Genomic DNA, 21,505 nt, shown 5'->3' with positions numbered 1-21,505 from the left:
ATGCAACAGCAAGAACTCGTCACTCCCCAACCAGTCGAATCTGAAGTTATTATCGAAACCCGCGAATTATCTCGTGTTTATCCGGGCGTGATCGCCTTAGATAATGTGAACTACCGGGTCTATCGGAATAAAGTTAACGTTCTGATCGGTGAAAATGGTGCGGGTAAATCCACCATGATGAAAATGCTTGCTGGTGTTGAAACGCCCTCATCGGGTCAAATTATCCTTGATGGGGAGCAGGTCACACTTGGCTCGACCCATCAGGCAGAAAAAAATGGCATTAGCATTATTTTTCAGGAATTAAACTTATTCCCTAACATGAACGTCATGGATAATATTTTCATGGCTAACGAATTTTTTCAGAAAGGCAAAATCAACGAAAAATTCCAATACGCGCTAGCCAAAAAATTACTGGAAAGGCTGGAACTTGATGTCGACCCTTACACTCAACTTGGTGAACTAGGCATCGGCCACCAACAGATGGTCGAAATTGCGCGCGCACTCTCTAAAGATACGCGTGTATTAATTATGGATGAACCTACTTCTGCACTCAGTCAGTCGGAAGTCAAAATCCTGTTTAACGTTATTGAACAACTCAAACGCCGCGGCGTTACCATTATTTATATATCTCATCGTCTGGAAGAACTGATGGAAATTGGCGATCACATTACCATTTTCCGCGATGGCCGCTTTATCAGTGAACGACAGGTTAACGATGCCAGTATTCCTTGGATTATCGAACAGATGGTCGGCGATAAGAAAAAGCATTTCGACTACCAGCCCGCACCAAAGGGTGAAGCCGTTCTTGCCGTCGACGGTCTGACGGCCCTACACCCTAGCGGAGGCTACAAGCTGAATGACGTGACCTTTACCTTAAGTAAGGGAGAAGTCATTGGTATTTATGGTTTGCTCGGCGCAGGACGAACGGAGCTGTTTAAAGGACTTGTTGGGCTCATGCCTTGCCAGAATGGCAGCGTTCAGCTTAATGGCGAAAATATTGAAAAATCCCCCTTTCAGGCACGCTTAAAAAAAGGACTAGCACTCGTTCCTGAAGACCGACAGGGCGAAGGCGTGGTGCAGATGATGTCGATTCAATCGAACATGACCTTATCTGATTTTAGTTTGCAGGGTTTTCGTCGGGCGTGGAAATGGCTGAATCCGCAGAAAGAAATTACCTGCGTCAAAGAGATGATTCGTGAACTGGCTATCAAGGTTAGCGACCCCGACCTGCCAATTACCTCCTTAAGCGGTGGTAACCAACAAAAAGTAGTGCTTGGCAAAGCATTAATGACGAAGCCTGAGGTCGTTTTTCTTGATGAACCGACCCGCGGTATCGATGTCGGCGCTAAAACCGACGTTTACCACCTGATCGGCAAAATGGCCCACCAGGGTCTGGCAGTGATGTTCTCTTCATCTGAACTGGATGAAGTCATGGCGCTCGCTGACCGAATTCTGGTGATGGCCGATGGCCGTATTACCGCCGATTTACCGCGTCATGCCGTTACCCGCGAAAAATTAATCGCGGCTTCAACACCTCAAGATTAATCAGGCTGGAATCCATCATGAACCAGAAATATATGATTTATATGTACCTGCTGAAGGCCAGAACGTTCATCGCTCTGCTGCTGGTTATCGCATTCTTCAGCGTGATGGTACCGAATTTCCTGACCACCTCTAACCTGCTGATTATGACTCAGCACGTGGCGATTACCGGCCTGTTGGCCATCGGCATGACGCTGGTTATCCTCACCGGGGGGATCGACCTCTCCGTCGGCGCCGTCGCCGGGATCTGCGGAATGGTCGCGGGAGCGCTATTAACTAACGGCCTGCCGTTATGGAATGGCAGCGTTATTTTCTTCAATGTGCCTGAAGTCATTCTGTGCGTTGCCCTCTTCGGGGTGATCGTCGGTTTCATTAATGGTGCCGTGATCACCCGTTTCGGCGTTGCGCCCTTCATCTGCACGCTGGGCATGATGTATGTCGCCAGAGGCTCTGCCCTGCTGTTTAACGACGGTAGCACCTATCCCAACCTTAACGGCATGGAGGCGCTTGGCAACACCGGTTTTGCGACGCTGGGTTCCGGAACGTTGATGGGGATATACCTGCCAATCTGGCTGATGATTGCCTTCCTGCTGCTGGGCTACTGGCTGACCACCAAAACGCCTCTGGGCCGCTATATCTACGCGATTGGCGGTAATGAATCCGCTGCTCGTCTGGCCGGCGTTCCTATTGTTAAAGCTAAAGTGTTTGTTTATGCCTTCTCCGGTTTGTGTTCCGCGTTCGTCGGCTTAATCGTCGCCTCGCAACTGCAAACTGCCCACCCGATGACCGGCAATATGTTCGAAATGGACGCCATCGGCGCCACCGTACTCGGCGGAACCGCACTGGCAGGAGGCCGTGGCCGGGTTACCGGATCGATCATCGGCGCCTTCGTTATCGTCTTCCTTGCTGATGGCATGGTGATGATGGGGGTCAGCGATTTCTGGCAAATGGTCATTAAGGGCGTGGTTATTGTCACCGCCGTCGTCGTCGACCAGTTCCAGCAAAAACTACAGAACAAAGTCATCCTGATGCGCCGCCATGATGAAAAACTGGCAGCGGCCGGGGCCACCAGTTAATAAGGTTTTTATTACCCCGCCGAACCCACTTACGTTCGGCCTACATGAGGGAAAAAACATGCAAAGAAATTTCCACAACAAAACGGTTGTTATCACCGGCGCATGCCGCGGAATTGGTGCCGGCATTGCTGAGCGCTTTGCGCGTGATGGCGCCAATCTGGTGATGGTCTCTAATGCCGAACGCGTCCATGAGACGGCGGAAGTACTGCGTCAGCGCTACCAGGCCGACATCCTGTCATTGCAAGTTGATGTGACCGATGAGGCGCAGGTGCAGTCACTGTATGAACAGGCCGCGGGGCGTTTCGGTACTATTGATGTCTCAATCCAGAACGCAGGCGTCATCACCATCGATTATTACGATCGCATGCCAAAAACCGACTTCGAGAAAGTGCTGGCCGTAAATACCACCGGCGTCTGGCTGTGCTGCCGTGAAGCCGCTAAATACATGGTGAAACAAAACCATGGCAGCCTGATTAACACCTCTTCCGGCCAGGGCCGTCAGGGATTTATCTACACGCCACATTATGCCGCCAGCAAAATGGGCGTCATCGGTATTACCCAAAGCCTGGCGCATGAGCTGGCACCATGGAATATCACCGTTAACGCCTTCTGTCCAGGCATCATTGAAAGTGAGATGTGGGATTACAACGACCGCGTATGGGGAGAAGTCCTCAGCACCGAGCAAAAACGTTATGGCAAAGGTGAACTCATGGCGGAGTGGGTCGAAGGTATTCCGATGAAACGCGCCGGTAAACCGGAGGATGTCGCTGGTCTGGTGGCATTCCTGGCGTCAGATGATGCCCGCTATCTCACCGGACAGACCATCAATATTGATGGCGGCCTGATTATGTCGTAAACCGCTAGCCTGTCGCTCCCGGGTTGCGGCTAACACCTTACCCGGGCTACACGCCGCTTCAGAAAACCCTCATTGCCTGATGCGCCACAAGATATTTATTCAGAGAGTAATGACTATGATTGCGAAAGATTTTGCCCAGCAACTGTTTAATCTGCAGGACCGCGTAGCCTTTGTAACGGGCGCAGGTAGCGGCATCGGTCAAATGATTGCCTACGGACTCGCCAGCGCGGGTGCTCGGGTAGTCTGCTTTGATCTCCGCGAAGATGGCGGCCTTGCTGAAACGGTTAACAATATCGAGGCTATTGGTGGACAGGCCTGTTTTTATACCGGAGATGTACGCCAGCTGAGCGAGTTACGTAAGGGTGTCGAGTTGGCTAAAAATCGCTTTGGCCGCCTTGATGTCGCCGTCAACGCAGCAGGTATCGCTAACGCCAACCCGGCACTGGAGATGGAAACCGAACAATGGCAGCGGGTCATTGATATTAACCTGACTGGCGTGTGGAACTCTTGCAAGGCAGAAGCCGAACTGATGCAGGAATTCGGCGGTGGGTCGATCATTAATATCGCCTCTATGTCCGGCATTATCGTTAACCGAGGTCTGGATCAGGCTCATTATAACTGTTCCAAAGCTGGCGTGATTCACCTGTCAAAAAGCCTCGCCATGGAATGGGTCGGTAAAGGGATCCGCGTTAACTCCATCAGCCCGGGATACACCGCTACGCCGATGAACACCCGCCCTGAGATGGTCCATCAGACCCGTGAATTTGAAAGCCAGACGCCAATTCAGCGTATGGCGAAAGTCGAAGAGATGGCAGGACCGGCGCTGTTCCTCGCAAGCGATGCCGCATCATTTTGCACCGGCGTTGATCTGGTGGTTGATGGCGGTTTTGTCTGCTGGTAAGCCTTCTGCAAATACCACGATGCAGGACGTGTCATTACCGTATTATGCAGGATGGCGGCGCTATTGCTGTTAACCGGTCTATTTTCTTTTGCCGTCCATCCTGCGCCTTCATCAGTTAAAAAAGGTGCCTGAAGGTTCCTTACCCAGCCTGCGGATAGGCGGGGATCGCTCCCCGCATACCGGCTACTTCTTCGTTTCGTAAGCGAGAACCGCCTTAAACTCCATATGACGTTCTTTAATACTTAACTCACACAGCGAGTCGCGCACCATTAACGTCAATCCCAGTGCTGTCAGACATAACACCATGATTGCCACCAGGGCATACTTTGTCAGCATCTCGTTGCCTCCATGCGAAGAAGAGGCTACTATCCAACGTGCTAGGGTTGGATTGTGAGCCTCAGGTTGATGGGAACATCTCCTGGGGCTTCGTCTTTCTGAATCCTCGCCTAAGCCTGAACTCAGAAAGCCTCAGGCACCCGCCGTCATCATACGCTTCCCTGCGCATACCACTGGCTATTTAACCAGCTAAAATCATTTTTAAGAAAACGTTCAGACGGCCTACATCCCCGGGAAGGTCACGCTGTTTCCCGGCGCTTCGCGATGCAGATGGATAAAGTTCAGATGGCGCTCGTACTGATCGAGAATATCGGTGATCACCTGCTCTTTGCTGTAGTCCATCAGGTCATTGCCCTGGCTCCCTTCCAGCAGGAAGGTCTCCAGACGATAGTAAGTCGACTTCCCGCTACGCGCCCGGTAGGTAAAACCGGGAATGGAATACTGCTGCGGCCAGATCTGATAGACAAAGTTCTGCTCGTCACCCATATGAACCAGCAGGTCGAGGTGGCCCAGGTTGCCCCCCTCTTTCGGCGGCAGGCTTTTCAGCTCGACGTAAGCGCCGCGTAGCTTAAGCTCCTGCGCCACCTCTTCCATTGCCGGGAAACAGACCGTCTCCATCATCTGGCGGGTATAGCGCGTACCGGGGTAGTTCATCAGCCGCGACAGGCGCTTCTTCCAGCTCAGACGATCCTGCCCCCCCAGCGGGCGCGGGGCGGTATCACGATTGGCACTCTCGCGGCGATAGTCTTCGACCTTCAGTGACTTATACAACCCCGCCATCACGAAAAAGATCACGAAACTGAACGGCAGTCCCATAATTACCGTGGCGTTTTGCAGGGCTGAGATGCCGTTGGTCATTAGCATTCCGAGGGTCAGCAAACCAATCACTACTGACCAGAAAATCCGTAACCAGTTGGGCGCATCGCTGTTGATATCCTTCAGCTTCGAGGTGAAATTACCCAGCACTAACGCCCCGGAATCGGCGGAGGTGACATAAAACAGCAGGCCGGTGATTGTCGCCACCGAGGCGCTAAAGGTAAACGCCGGATACTGCGCCAGCAGGTTATAGAAGCCACGCTCCGGATGGGCGACCGCCTCTGCGGCAAAGGCCGCATTGCCATGGATAATTTCATACAGCGCGCTGTTGCCAAACACCGACAACCACAGCAGCGTAAAGGTGAACGGAATAATCAACGTTCCCAATACGAACTGACGAATGGTGCGCCCGCGCGAAATACGCGCCAGGAACAACCCGACAAACGGCGACCATGCCACCCACCACGCCCAGAAGAACAGAGTCCAGTTGTTCATCCACTCCACCGGGCGGTCAAAGGCGAAACTGTTCAGCGTCATGCCCATAAAGCGATTCACATAGTCGCCGACGTTAAGCACCAGCGCATTGAGCAGAAACTCGGTATCCCCCATAAACAGGATGAACAGAATCAGCCCCAGCGCCAGTATCACATTCAGCTCGGAAAGAATACGAATGCCTTTATCGACCCCGGAGGTCACAGAAATGGTGGCAATAATTACCGACAGCACGATAAGCGCCGCTTTCGCACCCAACGAATCCGGAATATCGAACAGCACGTTGAGGCCGTAATTAAGCTGCACAACGCCAATCCCGAGAGTGGTGGCGATACCAAAAATCGTCCCAATAACCGCGGCAATATCCACGCTGTGGCCAATGGGACCATCAATCTTTTTGCCGAAGATAGGATAGAGCGCAGAACGGATGGTAAGCGGCAAATTATAACGATAGCTAAAGTATCCCAGCGCCATCCCCATCAGGGCGTACATCGACCAGCCGGTCAGCCCGTAGTGAAACAGCGTCCACACCATCGCCTGGCGCGCCGCCTCCATGGTCTGCCCCGCCCCTTCCGGCGGCTGCATATACTGGGTCACCGGTTCGGCAACAGAGAAGAACATCAGGTCAATACCGATCCCGGCGGCAAACAGCATTGCCGCCCAGCTCAGCACGCTAAACTCCGGTTTCGAGTGCTCCGGCCCGAGCTTCACCGACCCGAAGCGCGAGCAAGCTATGCACACCACAAACACGATATACAGCGTCGCGGCCAGCAGATAGTACCAGCCAAAAGTCTTTGAAACCCAGTTTAGGGTACGGCCAATCCAGGCCGCGGAAAAATCGCTGAAGAAGAGAGTCATCAGGGAAAACAACAAAATCAGTCCCGCGGAAGTATAAAAAACCACCGGATTGACTTTGTCCTTTTCTCTGCTCGGCGAAAGGTCTGTCATCCATTCTCCTTACTGTTTTTGCAACTATTAGAATCAAAATCCGCAACAATTAAGACACACTTTATATTGAACGTCCAATCAAAAACCGCTTTAATATATAAACAAAGCTGATGAATAGAGTCTGAAATATGCCCAAACTGGGGATGCAACCGATACGGCAGCGGCAGCTGATTGACGCCACGCTGGCCGCCATTAATGAAGTGGGAATGCACGATGCCACCATCGTGCAGATTGCCCGACGGGCTGGGGTATCGACCGGCATCATCAGCCACTATTTCAAGGATAAGAACGGGCTGCTGGAAGCGACGATGCGTGATATCACCGGCCAGCTGCGCGAGGCGGTACTGAGCCGCCTGCACGCCCTGCCCACAGCCTCCCCGCAGGAGCGGTTGCGCGCCATCGTGGCGGGCAACTTCGATGACAGCCAGATAAGCAACGCGGCGATGAAAGCCTGGCTCGCCTTTTGGGCCAGCAGCATGCATCAACCGATGCTCTATCGCCTGCAGCAGGTCTGCAGCCGGCGTCTGCTGTCGAACATTGTCTATGAGTTTCAGCGCGCCCTGCCGCGCGAAGCGGCGCAGGAGGCCGGTTACGGTCTCGCCGCGCTGATCGACGGACTGTGGCTACGCGCGGCGCTAAGCGGTAAGCCACTGGATAAAGCCCGCGCCGAAACGCTCGCCGAGCACTTCATCAGCCAATATTTGCCAGCGACTTCTCACTAACGGAGGACCCATGTCCCGAATGGCCGAACAACAGCTTTATATCCACGGTGGTTATGTTTCCGCCACCAGCGGTAAAACCTTCGAGACCATCAACCCCGCCAGCGGGGAAGTGTTGGCTATCGTCCAGGCCGCCGGTCGCGAAGACGTCGACCGGGCGGTAAAAAGCGCCCAGAAAGGGCAAAAAATCTGGGCGGCAATGAGCGCCATGGAACGCTCGCGCATTCTGCGCAACGCGGTCGATATTCTGCGCCAGCGCAATGACGAACTGGCGCGTCTGGAAACCCTCGACACCGGCAAACCGCTGAGCGAAACCGCCGCCGTTGATATCGCCACCGGCGCTGACGTGCTGGAGTACTACGCGGGCCTGATCCCAGCGCTGGAAGGCAGCCAAATCCCACTGCGCGAGAGTTCATTCGTCTATACCCGACGGGAACCGCTGGGCGTAGTCGCCGGGATCGGCGCCTGGAACTACCCGATCCAGATAGCCTTATGGAAATCGGCCCCGGCGCTGGCCGCCGGTAACGCCATGATCTTTAAACCGAGCGAGGTCACCCCGCTCAGCGCCCTGAAGCTGGCAGAAATCTACCGCGAAGCGGGCCTGCCGGAAGGGGTGTTTAATGTGCTGCCAGGGATCGGTGCCGAAACCGGGCAGTACCTCACCGAACACCCGGATATCGCCAAAATCTCCTTTACCGGCGGCATCGCCAGCGGAAAAAAAGTGATGGCTAACTCCGCCGCCTCCTCCCTGAAGGAAGTGACCATGGAGCTGGGTGGCAAATCTCCGCTGATCGTCTGCGAAGACGCCAACCTCGACCTCGCCGCCGACATCTCGATGATGGCCAACTTCTACAGTTCAGGTCAGGTCTGCACCAACGGCACCCGCGTGTTTATTCCGACGCGCTTTAAAGCGGCGTTTGAAGAGAAAATCCTCACCCGCGTGGCGCGCATCCGCCCCGGCGATCTGTTTGCGGAAAGCACCAACTTCGGGCCGCTGGTGAGTTTCCCGCACCGCGAAAACGTGCTGCGCTACATTGAGAGCGGCAAACAAGAAGGCGCACGCCTGCTGTGCGGCGGCGATGTCCTGAAAGGGGCTGCGTTCGACCAGGGCGCGTGGGTCGCCCCGACCGTGTTTACCGACTGTCATGATCGGATGACCATCGTGCGGGAAGAGATCTTCGGCCCGGTGATGTCGATTCTGACCTACGACGATGAGGCCGACGTGATTCGCCGCGCCAACGCCACCGAATACGGCCTCGCCGCCGGTGTCGTCACCCCGGATCTCAACCGCGCCCACCGCATCATCCACCAGTTGGAAGCGGGTATTTGTTGGATCAACAGCTGGGGCGAATCCCCGGCGGAGATGCCGGTCGGCGGCTATAAGCACTCCGGCATTGGTCGTGAAAACGGTGTCCAGACTCTGCAGAACTACACCCAGGTAAAATCCATCCAGGTTGAGATGGGTCAGTTTCAATCCGTATTTTAACCAGGAGGTCATTTTTGCAATTTGACTACATCATTATTGGTGCCGGTTCCGCCGGCAACGTACTGGCGACACGACTGACGGAAGATCCCGACACCACCGTCCTGCTACTGGAAGCCGGTGGTCCGGATTATCGTTTTGACTTCCGCACCCAGATGCCCGCCGCACTGGCCTTTCCGTTACAGGGCCGGCGCTATAACTGGGCCTACGAGACCGAGCCAGAACCGCATATGAACAACCGCCGCATGGAATGCGGACGCGGAAAAGGCCTCGGCGGATCCTCGTTGATTAACGGCATGTGCTATATCCGTGGTAACGCCATGGACCTCGACAACTGGGCCGCCGCGCCGGGACTGGCGCAGTGGAGCTACCTCGACTGCCTGCCCTATTATCGCAAAGCGGAAACCCGCGATATCGGCGCCAATGACTATCACGGCGGCGATGGCCCGGTGAGCGTCGCCACGCCAAAGCAGGACAACAATCCGCTGTTCCACGCGATGGTGGAAGCCGGCGTGCAGGCCGGTTATCCGCGCACCGATGACCTTAACGGCTATCAGCAGGAGGGCTTTGGACCGATGGATCGCACCGTGACGCCCCAGGGACGTCGCGCCAGCACCGCGCGCGGCTACCTCGACCAGGCCCGCGGACGCCCCAATTTGACCATCCGCATCCACGCGCTGACCGATCATATTATTTTCGCCGGCAAGCGCGCCGTTGGCGTCGAGTGGCTGGAAGGCGACAGCACCGCGCCATCAACAGCCACCGCCAATAAAGAAGTGCTGCTCTGCGCAGGCGCCATCGCCTCACCGCAGATCCTGCAACGCTCCGGTGTCGGTAACCCGGAGCTGCTGCGTCAGTTCGATATTCCGTTGGTTCACGCCCTGCCCGGCGTCGGCGAAAACCTGCAGGATCATCTGGAAATGTATCTCCAGTACGAATGCAAAGAGCCGGTGTCGCTCTACCCGGCGCTACAGTGGTGGAATCAGCCGAAAATCGGCGCTGAATGGCTATTCGGAGGGACCGGCGTCGGCGCCAGCAACCAGTTTGAAGCGGGTGGGTTTATTCGCAGCCGGGATGAGTTCGCCTGGCCGAATATTCAGTATCACTTCCTGCCGGTGGCGATTAACTACAACGGTTCCAACGCGGTGAAGGAACACGGTTTCCAGTGCCACGTGGGGTCCATGCGTTCTCCAAGCCGCGGCCACGTTCGGCTCAAATCGCGCGACCCGCATGATCATCCGGCCATTCTGTTTAACTATATGTCCAGCGAACAGGACTGGCAGGAGTTCCGCGATGCGATCCGCATTACCCGCGACATCATGAACCAACCGGCGATGGATAAATACCGCGGTCGGGAGATAAGCCCGGGCCTGGACTGTCAGAGCGATGCTGAACTGGATGAGTTCGTGCGTAACCACGCGGAGACCGCCTTCCACCCCTGCGGCACCTGCAAAATGGGCTACGACGAGATGGCGGTGGTCGATAGTGAAGGCCGGGTGCACGGGCTGGAAGGCCTGCGCGTGGTCGACGCCTCGATAATGCCGCAGATTATTACCGGCAATCTTAACGCCACCACTATCATGATTGGCGAAAAAATGGCCGATGCCATTCGTGGTCGTCAGCCGCTGCCAAAAAGTACGGCGACCTATTATGTCGCTAATGGCGCACCGGTTCGGCGCTGAGCATGGCAACGGTGTCGACGTCACGTTGAGCGCTGCTGAACCGTGCTGATATGCATGCCGGGCGCCTTGCCCGGCAATGCCAGAAAATCACGCGTGGTCGCGACACGCTTCCAGCCGTTTCCGCTGCCTTCCATTGTCATCAAAATTATCTGCGGCCAGCCACCTGCGCAGCACCGCATCCCGCGCCGGCCATTCGCTATCGATAATCGATAGCTGATCGCTGTCGCGGGTGCGCCCTTTACGCACCATCTTTTGTCGCAGGCACCCTTCCCAGGTGAATCCCAGACGTTCCGCCGCCCGCCGCGACGCAACATTCATCGAATCGCATTTCCACTCCAGCCGGCGATAGCCCTGCTCGAAGGCGTGTTGCAGCAACAACCACACCGCTTCCGTTCCCAGCGGGGTATTTTTCATCTGCCGCGACCAGGTAACATGGCCGATTTCAACCGTCCCCATCCCGCGGTCGATAGCCATATAGCTGACCAGCCCCAGCGCTCGCCCGCTATGTCGGTCGATAACCGCATACGGTACCAGCGCGTCATCGTTCACTTTCCCGGCGACCCAGTGGGCGGTAGCCTCGAGGCTCTCCGGCCGTGTGCTGGCAAGCCAGGTCCAGTCGCTCTCGTCGCCCTGCGCGTAGGCCACAAACAGATCGGCGGCATGGCGGCGCACGTCCAGCGGCTCCAGCTGACAAAAACGCCCGCCCAATGGCAGACGCTTAAGGAGGTTGGCACCTTGCCAGTCGGCAACCCTGTCGTTCACCCACTGACCATACTGATTGATTTCCGGCATGACCTTACCCCATTGATTGGTAACTAAATAGTTATATCAACTTGCGATGTAGCCGGAAACTGCACCGTCATTTTTTTCATTTATAACTCAAGCGTATTGATTATTCCTTTTACGCATAAGCTTATCGGTATTTTGACTTTACGACGGCAGTGAAGCGGCCTAACGTAGCGAAGCATAAATAATCAAAACAACATTTTTCAGGGATTGCTCATGACCAAAAAACTGCTGCCTTTACTGGTACTGACCGCGCTCTCCGCTGCCGTCCATGCCGCTACACCGCCAACTACCCTGGTCGTTGCCCAGGGACTCGACGATATTGTCAGCCTCGACCCGGCGGAAGCCAATGAGCTGTCCAGTATTCAGACGGTACCGAGCCTCTATCAGCGCCTGGTTCAACCGGACCGCGATAACCCTGAAAAAATCACCCCGATTCTGGCGGAAAGCTGGCAGGCAGATCCGGCAGCCAAAACGCTGACCATCAAGCTCAAGCCTGACGCTAAATTTGCCTCCGGCAACTCGCTGCGCCCGGAAGATATTATTTTCTCTTACACCCGCGCGGTGACGCTGAATAAATCTCCGGCCTTTATCCTCAACGTCCTCGGCTGGCAGCCGGATAACATCGCCAGCCAGTTGAAAAAGGTGGATGACCACACCCTGGAGCTGCACTGGACCGCCGACGTCAGCCCGGCGGTTGCGCTGAATATTCTCTCCACACCGATCGCCTCCATCGTTGATGAAAAACTGGTGGCGCCGAACGTCAAAGATAACGACTTCGGCAACAGCTGGCTGAAAATGCACTCCGCGGGCAGCGGCGCGTTCAAAATGCGCGTCTATCAACCGCATCAGGCCATCGTGCTGGAAGCCAACGACAGCTCGCCGACCGGTGCTCCGAAGCTGAAAAACGTGATTATTAAGAACGTCCCCGACCCGGCGTCTCGTCGCCTGTTGATTCAACAAGGCGATGCTGACGTCGCCCGCGATCTCGGGGCCGATCAGATAGCCGCTCTGCAAGGCAAACCGGGCGTCACGGTGCTGAGCATTCCGTCCGCCGAACAGAACTACCTGGCGTTCAACACCGGCAACAGCGCTAATCCGCTGCTGAAAAACCCGGCCCTGTGGGAAGCGGCACGCTGGCTGGTGGACTACGACGGCATCACCAAAGATCTGCTCAAGGGCCAGTATTTTGTCCATCAGAGCTTCCTGCCGGTCGGTCTGCCGGGCGCGCTGGACAACAATCCGTTTAAATTTGACCCTGAGAAAGCCAAAGCAATCCTCGCCAAAGCCGGGATCAAAGATGCCCACTTCACCCTTGATGTTGAAAACAAACCACCGTTCATCACCATCGCCCAGTCGATGCAGGCCAGCTTTGCCCAGGGCGGCGTGAAGATCGATCTGCTACCGGCAGCCGGTAGCCAGGTATATGCCCGGGTGCGCGCGAAGCAGCACCAGGCGGCGATTCGTCTGTGGATCCCCGACTACTTCGACGCCCACTCTAACGCCAGCGCCTTCGCATGGAATGATGGTAAATCCAGCACCGTCGCCGGACTGAACGGCTGGCAGATCCCGCAGTTGAACAAAGAGACCCAGGCCGCGGTGGCCGAAGCGGACCCGGCAAAACGCCTCGATCTGTATAAAAAAATGCAGGAAGAGTTGCAGCGCAGCTCACCTTACGTCTTCGTTGATCAAGGGAAAACCCAGATCGTGGTCCGCGATAACGTCAAAGGTTATCAGCAGGGCCTGAACGCCGACATGGTCTGGTATGACCGGGTAACCAAGTAACCCAGGTAGCCCGGACAGGCGCTACGCTGACCGGGCTATAACAACCGATCGCACCAGCTGATAACACTGCATTTTTACCGACGGAATAACCATGTCTGCTGTTTTACCTACCAGAGCAGAGCGGCGCAGCGCGCGCCCTCTGCTCGCGCTATTTCAGGGGCTGTTCACCCTGGCGCTGACCCTGCTCGGTCTGCTGCTGGTAACCTTTGCACTCTCGGCGCTATCGCCAGTTGACCGGGTGCTGCAAATTGTTGGCGATCATGCCAGCCAGTCCACCTACGATCAGGTTCGCCACCAGCTCGGGCTGGATCGCGCCCTGCCGGTGCAGTTCTGGCATTACCTGGTCAATCTGGCCCACGGCGATCTGGGCATTGCCAGCTCCACCGGTCAGCCGGTGCTGCAGGATCTGCTTGCCACCTTCCCCGCGACTCTCGAACTGGCCACGCTGGCGTTGATCGTTGGCGCGTTGCTGGGGGTTATCTCCGGCGTACTGTGCGCACGCTACGTGGGGTCGCCATGGGATCTGGCGGTACGCACCTTTACCCTGATCGGCAACTCGGTGCCCATTTTCTGGCTCGGCCTGCTGATGCTGGCGCTGTTCTACGCCAAACTGCAGTGGACGCCAGGTCCCGGTCGAATGGACGATATTTATCAATATACCGTCGAGCCCCGGACCGGCTTCGTGCTGATCGACACCTGGCTCTCCGGCGATAAAGCGGCGTTCAAAAACGCCATCGGCCATCTGCTGCTGCCGGTGCTGCTGCTGGGATACTATTCGCTGGCCAGCATTACCCGCCTGACCCGCTCCGCCTGCCTGAGCGAGATGAACAAAGAGTATATCCTGCTGGCCCGCGCCAAAGGCGCCAGCGAGATGGTGATTCTGCTGCGCCACGTGCTGCCGAACATCCGTGGCACCCTGCTGACGGTGATCGCGCTGGCCTGGACCTCGATGCTCGAAGGAGCGGTCCTGACCGAAACCGTCTTCTCCTGGCCGGGAATTGGCCGCTACCTGACCACCGCGTTGTTTGCCGGCGATACCACCGCCATCATGGGCGGTACGCTGCTGATTGGCGCGAGTTTTGTCTTCATTAATAACCTCACCGACCTGCTGGTCCGGTTGACCGACCCGAGGGTACGCTGATGCCGGCCTATCTGTTTTTGCGTCGCCTGCGTCGCTCCCCCGCCGCCTTTTGCGGGCTGGTGATTATCACCTTGCTGCTGCTGGTGGCGCTGTTCGCCCCCTGGCTGGCGCCGCTCGACCCTAACTGGCAGGATGCCGCCGCGCGGTTGCAGGGGCCGGGTGCCCAGCACTGGCTCGGCACCGACAGCTATGGCCGCGACCTGCTCTCACGTCTGATTTACGGCGCGCGTCCGGCGCTGGGGCTGGTGGCGCTGGTCACCCTTATCACCCTGCCCGTTGGCCTGCTGGTGGGAATTTTGTCCGGCTATTACGGCGGCTGGCTGGAGCGTATTTTGATGCGCTTCACCGACGTGGTGATGTCAATGCCGCGCCTGATCCTCGCCTTTGCCTTTGTTGCCATGCTCGGGCCAGGGCTGGTCAACGGCGCGCTGGCGCTGGCCCTCACCACCTGGCCGGCCTATGCCCGCCAGGCACGAAGCGAAATACAGCGCCTGCGCCACAGTGATTATCTGGCCGCCGCCGAAATGATGGGGATCCGCGGCTGGCGTTTGCTGGTCGGCCATATTCTGCCGCTGTGCCTGCCTTCTGCTATCGTGCGGCTGGCGCTGGACCTGGCGGGAATTATTCTCGCCGCCGCCGGGCTGGGCTTCCTTGGCCTCGGCGCGCGTCCGCCGATGGCGGAATGGGGGGCGATGATTGCCGACGGCATGCAGGTCATTTTCGATCAGTGGTGGATTGCCGCCGCCCCAGGCGCGGTGATCCTGATCGCCAGCCTGGCATTTAACCTGCTGGGCGACGGCCTGCGCGATGTTCTGGAGCCACAACATGACTGATACCCGACTCTCCGTTAGCGGGCTGTGCATCGACTACCCTGCCGCCCGGGTGGTGAATAACGTCAACTTTACCCTTGGCAACGAACGGCTGGCGCTGGTGGGCGAGTCCGGTTCGGGCAAATCCATGACCGCCCGCGCTCTGATGGGGCTGGTACGCAAACCAGGGATGGTCAGCGCAGAAACGTTGAACGTGCTGGGGCACGACCTTCTGACCCTCAACGACCGCAGCTGGCGGGCGTTGCGCGGCAACGATATCGCCATGATTTTGCAGGACCCGCGCTATGCGTTGAACCCGGTACAAAGCATTCAGGCACAGCTGGAAGAAGCGTTAACGCTGCATCAGCGTCTGAACCGCCACGCCCGGCTGGAGGCGGTAAAAGCCGCCATAAATGCCGTCGGCCTCGATCTCCCGGTGCTCAGCCGTTATCCCGGCGAGCTCTCCGGCGGGATGGGACAGCGGGTGATGATCGCCATCGCGCTGCTTAACAACCCGAAAGTGCTGATTGCTGACGAGCCCACCTCGGCGCTCGACTCCCGGCTGCGTAACCAGATACTCGAGCTGCTGGTGGAACAGTGTGAGCAGCGGCAAATGGCGATGCTGTTGATTAGCCACGATCTGCCGCTGGTGGCGGAACATTGCCACCGGGTGCTGGTGATGTATCAGGGTATGCAGGTAGATGAGATGCCGGCGCGGGAACTGCCACAGGCGAGCCATCCCTATACCCGCACGCTCTGGACCTGCCGTCCCGATGCCGGCACCTATGGCCAGATGTTGCCGACGCTCGACAGAACCCTGGATTTTACGGAGGCGGCACATGGCAGTCGTTAATCTCGATGCATTGCAGGTCAATTTTGCCGATAAAACGGCAGTTTCTGCCGCCACTTTCAGCGTTGAGGCGGGGGAAACCTTCAGCCTGATCGGCGCCTCCGGCTGCGGGAAGTCAACTATTTTACGGGTGCTCGCCGGTCTTCAGCGCGAGTGGCATGGCCGCGTCGAGCTCTTCGATAAGGCCATCACACCTGGGGTGCGTTTTCAGGGGGCGTTGCGGCGCAACGTGCAGATGGTGTTTCAGGATCCTTACGCGTCGCTGCATCCCAATCATACTCTGTGGCGCACCCTGGCAGAGCCGCTGAAAATTCATGGTATCGACGAGATTACGCAACGGGTAACCACCGCGCTGGAACAGGTAGGGCTGCCGGCGGATGCCGTCCAACGCTATCCTCACCAACTCTCCGGCGGCCAGCGTCAGCGCGTGGCGATTGCCCGCGCCCTGCTGCTGCGCCCGCAGATCCTGCTGCTGGATGAGCCGACCTCGGCGCTGGATATGTCAGTGCAGGCGGAGATCCTCAATCTGCTGAACCGGCTGAAACAGGAGCATGGAATGACCTATCTGCTGGTCAGCCACGATGCCGATGTGATTGCCCATATGTCAGACCGGGCGGCCTTTATGGCGCAAGGGGTAATTCAGCGCTTCTTCGACCGCGAAGCGCTGGTGAACGGTGAACATCGGATGGGATAAGGTTTTTCCGGATAAGACGTCGATGCCTTATCCGGGAATCATAGCGCGCGGGCGTTACTTCGCCAGGCTGGCAAAGCGGCTGAAGACGCTGTCGAAAATCGCCAGCCCTTTCGCCACCTGCTCGGCGCTGATGGTGCACGGCGGCACTACGTGGATGCGGTTTTCCACCACAAACGCCAGCAGGCCAGCCTCGGTTAACGCCCCTTTAATCGCCGCCATATCCGCCGCGGTTAACGCCGTTTTCTGCTCACGATTGCTGACCAGTTCCAGCGCCTGGAACAGGCCACGACCGCGCACGTTACCGATAATTGCGTGTTTCTCCGCCAGCGCTTCCAGACCCGGACGCAGCACCTCATTGCCGATGGTCGCCGCGTTCTCCACTACCTTCTCTTCTTTCATCGCGTCAATGGTGGCGACAATCGCCGCCATCGCCAGCGGGTGGCCGGAATAGGTCAGTCCCCCGGCAAAGAAATGGTCGTCAAAGTAGCGGGCGATAGGATCGCTGATCAGCACCCCGCCGGCTGGCACATACCCGGCGTTAACCCCTTTGGCGAAGGTCACCAGATCCGGCACGATACCGTCCTGTTCAAAGGCAAACCAGCTACCGGTACGCCCAAATCCGGCCATGACTTCATCGAGGATCAGCACGATGCCGAACTCATCGGCCAGCGCTCGCACGCCCTGCATATAACCATCAGGTGGCACCAGGATCCCGGCGGTCCCCGGAATCGACTCCAGCAGAATCGCGGCGATGGCGGTCGGGCCTTCACACTCGATCATTCTGCGCAGATGGGCCAGCGCACGCTGACACTCTTCCTCTTCCGTCAGCGCGTTAAATTCGCTGCGATAGAGGTACGGGTTAAAGAAGTGCACGTGTCCGCGTGAATATTCGTTCGGTACGCGACGCCAGTCGCCGGTGGCGGCAATCGCGCTACCGGTATTACCGTGGTAGGAGCGGTAGGCCGACAGCACTTTATCGCGCCCGGTGTACAGTCGCGCCATGCGGATAGCGTTCTCGTTAGCATCCGCCCCGGCGTTGGTGAAAAACACCTTGCTGAAGCCTTCCGGCGCCAGTTCAACGATGCGTTTTGCCGCTTCGCCACGCGCCAGGTTGGCGGTAGCTGGCGCAATGGTCACCAGCTCATCCATCTGCGCTTTCATGGCCGCCAGCACGCGAGGATGCTGATAGCCGATGTTGACGTTCACCAGCTGGCTGCTGAAATCAAGGTAGGTATTGCCGTCGTAGTCCCACAGTTCACACCCTTTAGCCCCGGCAATCACCAGCGGATTGACGTTGCCCTGTATCGACCACGAATGAAAGACATAAGCACGATCCAGTTGGCGTACTTCATCGTTGCTTACCGTAACATCGTTCTGTAATGCCAGCTTCATACCCTGCCCTCTCTCATGTCGTTGTTGTTGGATTCATCATTGGCTGCATAGCGGGAAAACGGATAGAGCCAGTGCGAGGAAAATGATGTGACACCGTGTCACATCGCCACAGCGCGTCTGGCTCTGTGCCCGTCAGGAAGGCTTTTTTATAGTGGGTCGACAACCTGCACAGGAGCATGAAATGACAACGAGCAAAGTGGTGTTTATTACCGGGGCAACCTCGGGATTTGGGGAGGCAGCAGCACAGGTCTTTGCCGAGGCAGGCTGGTCATTGGTCCTCAGCGGACGTCGTTTTGAGCGACTGAAGACATTACAGGATAAGCTCGCCGCGCAAGTCCCGGTGCATATTATCGAACTTGACGTCCGCGACAGCGACGCGGTGGCGGCAGCGGTGGCGGCCCTTCCCGCTGAGTTTGCCGATGTGACTACGCTTATCAATAACGCCGGGCTGGCGCTATCGCCGCTGCCGGCGCAGAAGGTCGATCTGGAAGACTGGAAAACGATGATCGACACCAACGTCACCGGGCTGGTGAACGTTACTCACGCGCTGCTGCCGACGCTGATTAACCACGGCGCGGGCGCCAGCATCATCAATATCGGCTCTATCGCCGGCCAGTGGCCCTATCCGGGCAGCCACGTGTATGGCGCCAGCAAAGCCTTTGTGAAGCAGTTTAGCTACAACCTGCGCTGCGACCTGCTCGGGACCGGGGTGCGCGTCACCGACCTGGCTCCGGGCATTGCCGAAACGGAATTTACCCTGGTGCGCACCAAAGGCGACCAGGCGGCGTCGGATAACCTGTATCGCGGCACCACCCCGCTTAGCGCGATGGATATTGCCGAACAGATGTTTTACATCGCCACCCTACCGGATCATATGAATATCAACCGCGTTGAGGTGATGCCGGTGCGTCAGGCCTGGCAGCCGTTTGCCATTGACCGCGATTAACACCGGTTCTATACCCTAAATAATTCGAGTTGCTTGTAGGCGGCAAGGCCGTAAATCCCCAGGAGCTTACACAGGTAAGTGACTGGGGTGAACGAGTGCAGCCAACACCCAGGCAACGTGAAGTATGACAGGTATACACATAAAAACGCCGCCTCCAGGGCGGCATTCTTATTAGCGGCTGCTTTGCAAAAACTGTCTGACGCGTTCGGAGTCCGGGTTGGTGAAAAACTTCTCCGGAGGCGCTTTCTCAATCAGCAATCCTTTTTCAAGAAACACCACTTCATCTGACACCTGACGGGCGAAATCCATTTCGTGGGTCACCACCACCATGGTGTACCCCTCTGCCGCCAGCGCCTTCATGACTCCCAGCACCTCATTGACCAACTCGGGGTCCAGCGCCGACGTCGGTTCATCAAACAGGATCACCTCCGGCGACATCGCCAGCGAACGGGCAATTGCCACGCGCTGTTTCTGGCCACCGGACAGGGTAATCGGCCAGGCATCGGCTTTGTGCGCCATCCCCACCTTTTCCAACTGCTGCAGGGCAATGGCATTGGCTTCATCGCGCTTCATGCCTTTGACACGCAGCAGCGCTTCGCTGACATTCTGCTGCACGCTCAGGTGCGGCCACAGATTAAAGCTCTGGAACACCATCCCCACCCGCTCGCGAATCTTCGACAGCTGACGGTGGGACATGGCCTTACCGTTTTGTTCGTCAATTCCCAGACGCTGGCCGCCGATATGGATCTCGCCGCGATCCGGCTGCTCCAGCCAGTTCATACAGCGCAGAAGCGTCGATTTACCGGAGCCAGACGAGCCTAAAATACTCACCACCGACCCCTTTTCAACCGTCAGGTTGATATCGCGCAGCACTTCGACATTATCAAACTGCTTGGAGACGTTTTTAATACTCACAGCCGTTGTATCAGGCATGACTCATTCCTCTTTTGGCTCCCAGAGCGCTCAGTCGTTTAATCAGTAGCTCCAGCACAATGCTGACGGCCCAGTACAGCGCAATGGCGACAATAAACGCGTTAAACGGGATGAAATAGGTTGCCTGGACGCTGTTGGCCGCGGCGGTAATCTCCTGAACGGTGATAATGCTCAGAAAAGCAGTATCCTTCAGGCAAATAATCAACTGGTTACCCAGTAGCGGTAAGGCTGATGAGACGATATTCGGCAAAATAATCCGCCGAAAAATTTGATAACGCGAAAACCCTTGGGCAACGGCGGCTTCGATATAGCCCCCGGAAAATACCCGGCGCTGGCTGCGCAATATTTCAAAGAAATAGGCGCCATGGTAGATAATTAACGCAATTAATCCGGCGGTCCATGCTTCCATACTGATCCCAACTTCCGGTAATCCGTAATAGAGCAAATAGGCCAGAATCAGAAAAGGAATGGCCCGCATTAAGCTGACAAAGCCAACAATTAACCGGTTGAGGGCCTTTTTCTGATATTCGGTTAAATAGCACAAGACGATTCCGGCGATAAATCCAACGACTGCTGCGGTAATAAAAAGCTCAAGAGTAGCGAGCAATCCTGCGATAAAGCTGTCGCGCACTGACCAGATAACGGCCCACTGATTCATAAATCCTCCTATGATTATCGCGCCAGGCGTTTGGCTTTACGTTCCGCGATACTTTGCAATTTCAGCAGCGTACCGATAAGCACAACGTACAGCAGACCCGCCGCAAGGATTGGCGACAAGGGTTCGTAAGTGACGGATGAAATCCGGTTGGTCACGCGGGTCAAATCGACCACGCCGATCACCGCGATCGCCGGGCTGCCTTTAATCAGGAAAGACATTTCGTTGACCAGTGCTGGCAGGCTCTCGATCCACATCTGCGGCAGCATGATGTAACGGAAATAGGTCCAGCGCCCCATCCCAACGGACTCTGCCGCCTCGCGCTGTTCACGGGGGAAGGTGCGGAAGGCGTTACGCCAGATTTCCGCGTTAAACGCCGATGTGTTGAGGGTCAGCGCGACGATAGCCGCCGTGTTTTTGTCGAGGTTGATCCCCACGGTGGGCAGCGAGAGAAACAGAAACAGCACCAGCGTCACCAGCGGCGTGGCGCGGGCCAGGCTGATATACACCACCAGCAGCTGATCGATAACCGGCAGGCGCAACATCCGCACCAGCGCAATCAGCAAACCAATCACTACGCCAAAAGTAATCGCAATAGCCGAAATCCAGAGGGTCGTCCATGCGCCTTCAATCAGTAACTGCCAGGAAATTGCGTCCATAGAG

At 56.7% G+C, this 21,505-nt stretch carries 20 protein-coding genes; 13 read left to right on the top strand and 7 right to left on the bottom strand.

The annotated features are described in order from the left end of the window. From ACMYSO_RS20595 to ACMYSO_RS20580, 4 genes are all read left to right on the top strand, one after another. Positions 1-1,545 (top strand): sugar ABC transporter ATP-binding protein, encoded by a 1,545-nt coding sequence (locus ACMYSO_RS20595; RefSeq protein ID WP_434667410.1) that lies wholly within the window; start codon positions 1-3, stop codon positions 1,543-1,545. Between the two features lie 17 nt (positions 1,546-1,562). Next, on the top strand, positions 1,563-2,618 hold the full coding sequence (locus tag ACMYSO_RS20590; protein ID WP_434585967.1) for an ABC transporter permease: 1,056 nt from the start codon (positions 1,563-1,565) through the stop codon (positions 2,616-2,618). A gap of 58 nt (positions 2,619-2,676) precedes the next feature. Beyond that, a complete protein-coding gene (locus ACMYSO_RS20585) occupies positions 2,677-3,474 on the top strand; it encodes an SDR family oxidoreductase (RefSeq protein ID WP_123755887.1) in 798 nt (265 codons plus the stop codon). A 115-nt stretch (positions 3,475-3,589) separates the two neighbouring features. Continuing rightward, positions 3,590-4,375: an SDR family oxidoreductase gene (locus ACMYSO_RS20580; protein WP_434667406.1), complete on the top strand. Its 786-nt coding sequence runs from the start codon at positions 3,590-3,592 to the stop codon at positions 4,373-4,375. A 183-nt stretch (positions 4,376-4,558) separates the two neighbouring features. Here the strand turns inward: ACMYSO_RS20580 and ACMYSO_RS20575 are convergent, their stop codons facing one another. Continuing rightward, entirely contained in the window at positions 4,559-4,711 is a 153-nt protein-coding gene (locus ACMYSO_RS20575; protein WP_049267697.1) for a Hok/Gef family protein, read from the bottom strand. A gap of 222 nt (positions 4,712-4,933) precedes the next feature. Beyond that, on the bottom strand, positions 4,934-6,967 hold the full coding sequence (locus ACMYSO_RS20570) for a choline transporter (protein ID WP_434667403.1): 2,034 nt from the start codon (positions 6,965-6,967) through the stop codon (positions 4,934-4,936). Positions 6,968-7,095: 128 nt separating this feature from the next. Between ACMYSO_RS20570 and betI the strand changes: the two genes are divergently transcribed. From betI to betA, 3 genes are read left to right on the top strand one after another with little or no spacing between them, the layout of a single operon-like run. Further along, positions 7,096-7,689 (top strand): transcriptional regulator BetI, encoded by a 594-nt coding sequence (gene betI, locus ACMYSO_RS20565; RefSeq protein ID WP_434667400.1) that lies wholly within the window; start codon positions 7,096-7,098, stop codon positions 7,687-7,689. A 10-nt stretch (positions 7,690-7,699) separates the two neighbouring features. After that, positions 7,700-9,172, top strand: a complete 1,473-nt coding sequence (gene betB / locus ACMYSO_RS20560) for a betaine-aldehyde dehydrogenase (protein WP_434667398.1) — start codon at positions 7,700-7,702, stop codon at positions 9,170-9,172. Between the two features lie 14 nt (positions 9,173-9,186). Next, positions 9,187-10,851: a choline dehydrogenase gene (betA, locus tag ACMYSO_RS20555; protein ID WP_434667395.1), complete on the top strand. Its 1,665-nt coding sequence runs from the start codon at positions 9,187-9,189 to the stop codon at positions 10,849-10,851. 87 nt (positions 10,852-10,938) lie between these two features. Here betA and ACMYSO_RS20550 read toward each other — a convergent pair whose 3' ends face one another. Next, positions 10,939-11,643: a GNAT family N-acetyltransferase gene (locus tag ACMYSO_RS20550; RefSeq protein ID WP_434667393.1), complete on the bottom strand. Its 705-nt coding sequence runs from the start codon at positions 11,641-11,643 to the stop codon at positions 10,939-10,941. 210 nt (positions 11,644-11,853) lie between these two features. Here ACMYSO_RS20550 and ACMYSO_RS20545 point away from each other — a divergent pair, with 210 nt between their 5' ends. The 5 genes from ACMYSO_RS20545 (at position 11,854) to ACMYSO_RS20525 (ending at position 16,916) form a co-directional block, all read left to right on the top strand. Then, positions 11,854-13,422, top strand: a complete 1,569-nt coding sequence (locus ACMYSO_RS20545) for an ABC transporter substrate-binding protein (protein WP_434667391.1) — start codon at positions 11,854-11,856, stop codon at positions 13,420-13,422. Between the two features lie 91 nt (positions 13,423-13,513). Next, positions 13,514-14,563, top strand: a complete 1,050-nt coding sequence (locus tag ACMYSO_RS20540) for an ABC transporter permease (protein WP_434667389.1) — start codon at positions 13,514-13,516, stop codon at positions 14,561-14,563. Next, the gene (locus ACMYSO_RS20535; protein ID WP_434667386.1) at positions 14,563-15,396 is read left to right on the top strand and encodes an ABC transporter permease; all 834 of its coding nucleotides are present in this window, start codon (positions 14,563-14,565) and stop codon (positions 15,394-15,396) included. The genes ACMYSO_RS20540 and ACMYSO_RS20535 overlap by 1 nt, the downstream gene beginning before the upstream one ends. Then, the gene (locus ACMYSO_RS20530) at positions 15,389-16,225 is read left to right on the top strand and encodes an ABC transporter ATP-binding protein (protein WP_434667384.1); all 837 of its coding nucleotides are present in this window, start codon (positions 15,389-15,391) and stop codon (positions 16,223-16,225) included. Before ACMYSO_RS20535 ends, ACMYSO_RS20530 begins: the two co-directional genes overlap by 8 nt. Then, positions 16,212-16,916: an ABC transporter ATP-binding protein gene (locus ACMYSO_RS20525; protein ID WP_434667382.1), complete on the top strand. Its 705-nt coding sequence runs from the start codon at positions 16,212-16,214 to the stop codon at positions 16,914-16,916. Before ACMYSO_RS20530 ends, ACMYSO_RS20525 begins: the two co-directional genes overlap by 14 nt. A gap of 54 nt (positions 16,917-16,970) precedes the next feature. Here ACMYSO_RS20525 and ACMYSO_RS20520 read toward each other — a convergent pair whose 3' ends face one another. Next, positions 16,971-18,308: an aspartate aminotransferase family protein gene (locus ACMYSO_RS20520; RefSeq protein ID WP_434585981.1), complete on the bottom strand. Its 1,338-nt coding sequence runs from the start codon at positions 18,306-18,308 to the stop codon at positions 16,971-16,973. Between the two features lie 181 nt (positions 18,309-18,489). On the opposite strand from ACMYSO_RS20520, the gene ACMYSO_RS20515 reads away from it, so the two are divergent. After that, complete coding sequence (locus ACMYSO_RS20515) at positions 18,490-19,254, top strand: SDR family NAD(P)-dependent oxidoreductase (RefSeq protein WP_174508347.1); 765 nt, start codon at positions 18,490-18,492, stop codon at positions 19,252-19,254. A 171-nt stretch (positions 19,255-19,425) separates the two neighbouring features. On the opposite strand, the gene ACMYSO_RS20510 is transcribed toward ACMYSO_RS20515, so the two are convergent. From ACMYSO_RS20510 to ACMYSO_RS20500, 3 genes are read right to left on the bottom strand one after another with little or no spacing between them, the layout of a single operon-like run. Continuing rightward, a complete protein-coding gene (locus tag ACMYSO_RS20510) occupies positions 19,426-20,187 on the bottom strand; it encodes an amino acid ABC transporter ATP-binding protein (RefSeq protein WP_434667379.1) in 762 nt (253 codons plus the stop codon). Next, positions 20,180-20,845: an amino acid ABC transporter permease gene (locus ACMYSO_RS20505; protein ID WP_434667376.1), complete on the bottom strand. Its 666-nt coding sequence runs from the start codon at positions 20,843-20,845 to the stop codon at positions 20,180-20,182. The genes ACMYSO_RS20510 and ACMYSO_RS20505 overlap by 8 nt, the downstream gene beginning before the upstream one ends. A gap of 14 nt (positions 20,846-20,859) precedes the next feature. Next, the gene (locus tag ACMYSO_RS20500; RefSeq protein WP_434667373.1) at positions 20,860-21,501 is read right to left on the bottom strand and encodes an amino acid ABC transporter permease; all 642 of its coding nucleotides are present in this window, start codon (positions 21,499-21,501) and stop codon (positions 20,860-20,862) included. Between the last annotated feature and the right edge of the window lie 4 nt (positions 21,502-21,505).

Source organism: Klebsiella sp. B345 (assembly GCF_051131735.1).
Taxonomy (GTDB): domain Bacteria; phylum Pseudomonadota; class Gammaproteobacteria; order Enterobacterales; family Enterobacteriaceae; genus Klebsiella.
This window is presented reverse-complemented; position numbering and strand designations above follow the sequence as displayed.

Excerpts from the sequence above, each read along its gene's own strand:
- ACMYSO_RS20575 (WP_049267697.1), bottom strand. The coding sequence starts at position 4,711 with ATGCTGACAAAGTATGCCCTGGTGGCAATCATGGTGTTATGTCTGACA.
- ACMYSO_RS20520 (WP_434585981.1), bottom strand. The coding sequence starts at position 18,308 with ATGAAGCTGGCATTACAGAACGATGTTACGGTAAGCAACGATGAAGTA.
- betI (WP_434667400.1), top strand. The coding sequence starts at position 7,096 with ATGCCCAAACTGGGGATGCAACCGATACGGCAGCGGCAGCTGATTGAC.
- betB (WP_434667398.1), top strand. The coding sequence starts at position 7,700 with ATGTCCCGAATGGCCGAACAACAGCTTTATATCCACGGTGGTTATGTT.
- ACMYSO_RS20540 (WP_434667389.1), top strand. The coding sequence starts at position 13,514 with ATGTCTGCTGTTTTACCTACCAGAGCAGAGCGGCGCAGCGCGCGCCCT.
- ACMYSO_RS20535 (WP_434667386.1), top strand. The coding sequence starts at position 14,563 with ATGCCGGCCTATCTGTTTTTGCGTCGCCTGCGTCGCTCCCCCGCCGCC.
- ACMYSO_RS20510 (WP_434667379.1), bottom strand. The coding sequence starts at position 20,187 with ATGCCTGATACAACGGCTGTGAGTATTAAAAACGTCTCCAAGCAGTTT.
- ACMYSO_RS20505 (WP_434667376.1), bottom strand. The coding sequence starts at position 20,845 with ATGAATCAGTGGGCCGTTATCTGGTCAGTGCGCGACAGCTTTATCGCA.
- ACMYSO_RS20595 (WP_434667410.1), top strand. The coding sequence starts at position 1 with ATGCAACAGCAAGAACTCGTCACTCCCCAACCAGTCGAATCTGAAGTT.
- ACMYSO_RS20500 (WP_434667373.1), bottom strand. The coding sequence starts at position 21,501 with ATGGACGCAATTTCCTGGCAGTTACTGATTGAAGGCGCATGGACGACC.
- ACMYSO_RS20580 (WP_434667406.1), top strand. The coding sequence starts at position 3,590 with ATGATTGCGAAAGATTTTGCCCAGCAACTGTTTAATCTGCAGGACCGC.
- ACMYSO_RS20550 (WP_434667393.1), bottom strand. The coding sequence starts at position 11,643 with ATGCCGGAAATCAATCAGTATGGTCAGTGGGTGAACGACAGGGTTGCC.
- ACMYSO_RS20515 (WP_174508347.1), top strand. The coding sequence starts at position 18,490 with ATGACAACGAGCAAAGTGGTGTTTATTACCGGGGCAACCTCGGGATTT.
- ACMYSO_RS20570 (WP_434667403.1), bottom strand. The coding sequence starts at position 6,967 with ATGACAGACCTTTCGCCGAGCAGAGAAAAGGACAAAGTCAATCCGGTG.
- ACMYSO_RS20545 (WP_434667391.1), top strand. The coding sequence starts at position 11,854 with ATGACCAAAAAACTGCTGCCTTTACTGGTACTGACCGCGCTCTCCGCT.
- ACMYSO_RS20530 (WP_434667384.1), top strand. The coding sequence starts at position 15,389 with ATGACTGATACCCGACTCTCCGTTAGCGGGCTGTGCATCGACTACCCT.
- ACMYSO_RS20585 (WP_123755887.1), top strand. The coding sequence starts at position 2,677 with ATGCAAAGAAATTTCCACAACAAAACGGTTGTTATCACCGGCGCATGC.
- ACMYSO_RS20525 (WP_434667382.1), top strand. The coding sequence starts at position 16,212 with ATGGCAGTCGTTAATCTCGATGCATTGCAGGTCAATTTTGCCGATAAA.
- ACMYSO_RS20590 (WP_434585967.1), top strand. The coding sequence starts at position 1,563 with ATGAACCAGAAATATATGATTTATATGTACCTGCTGAAGGCCAGAACG.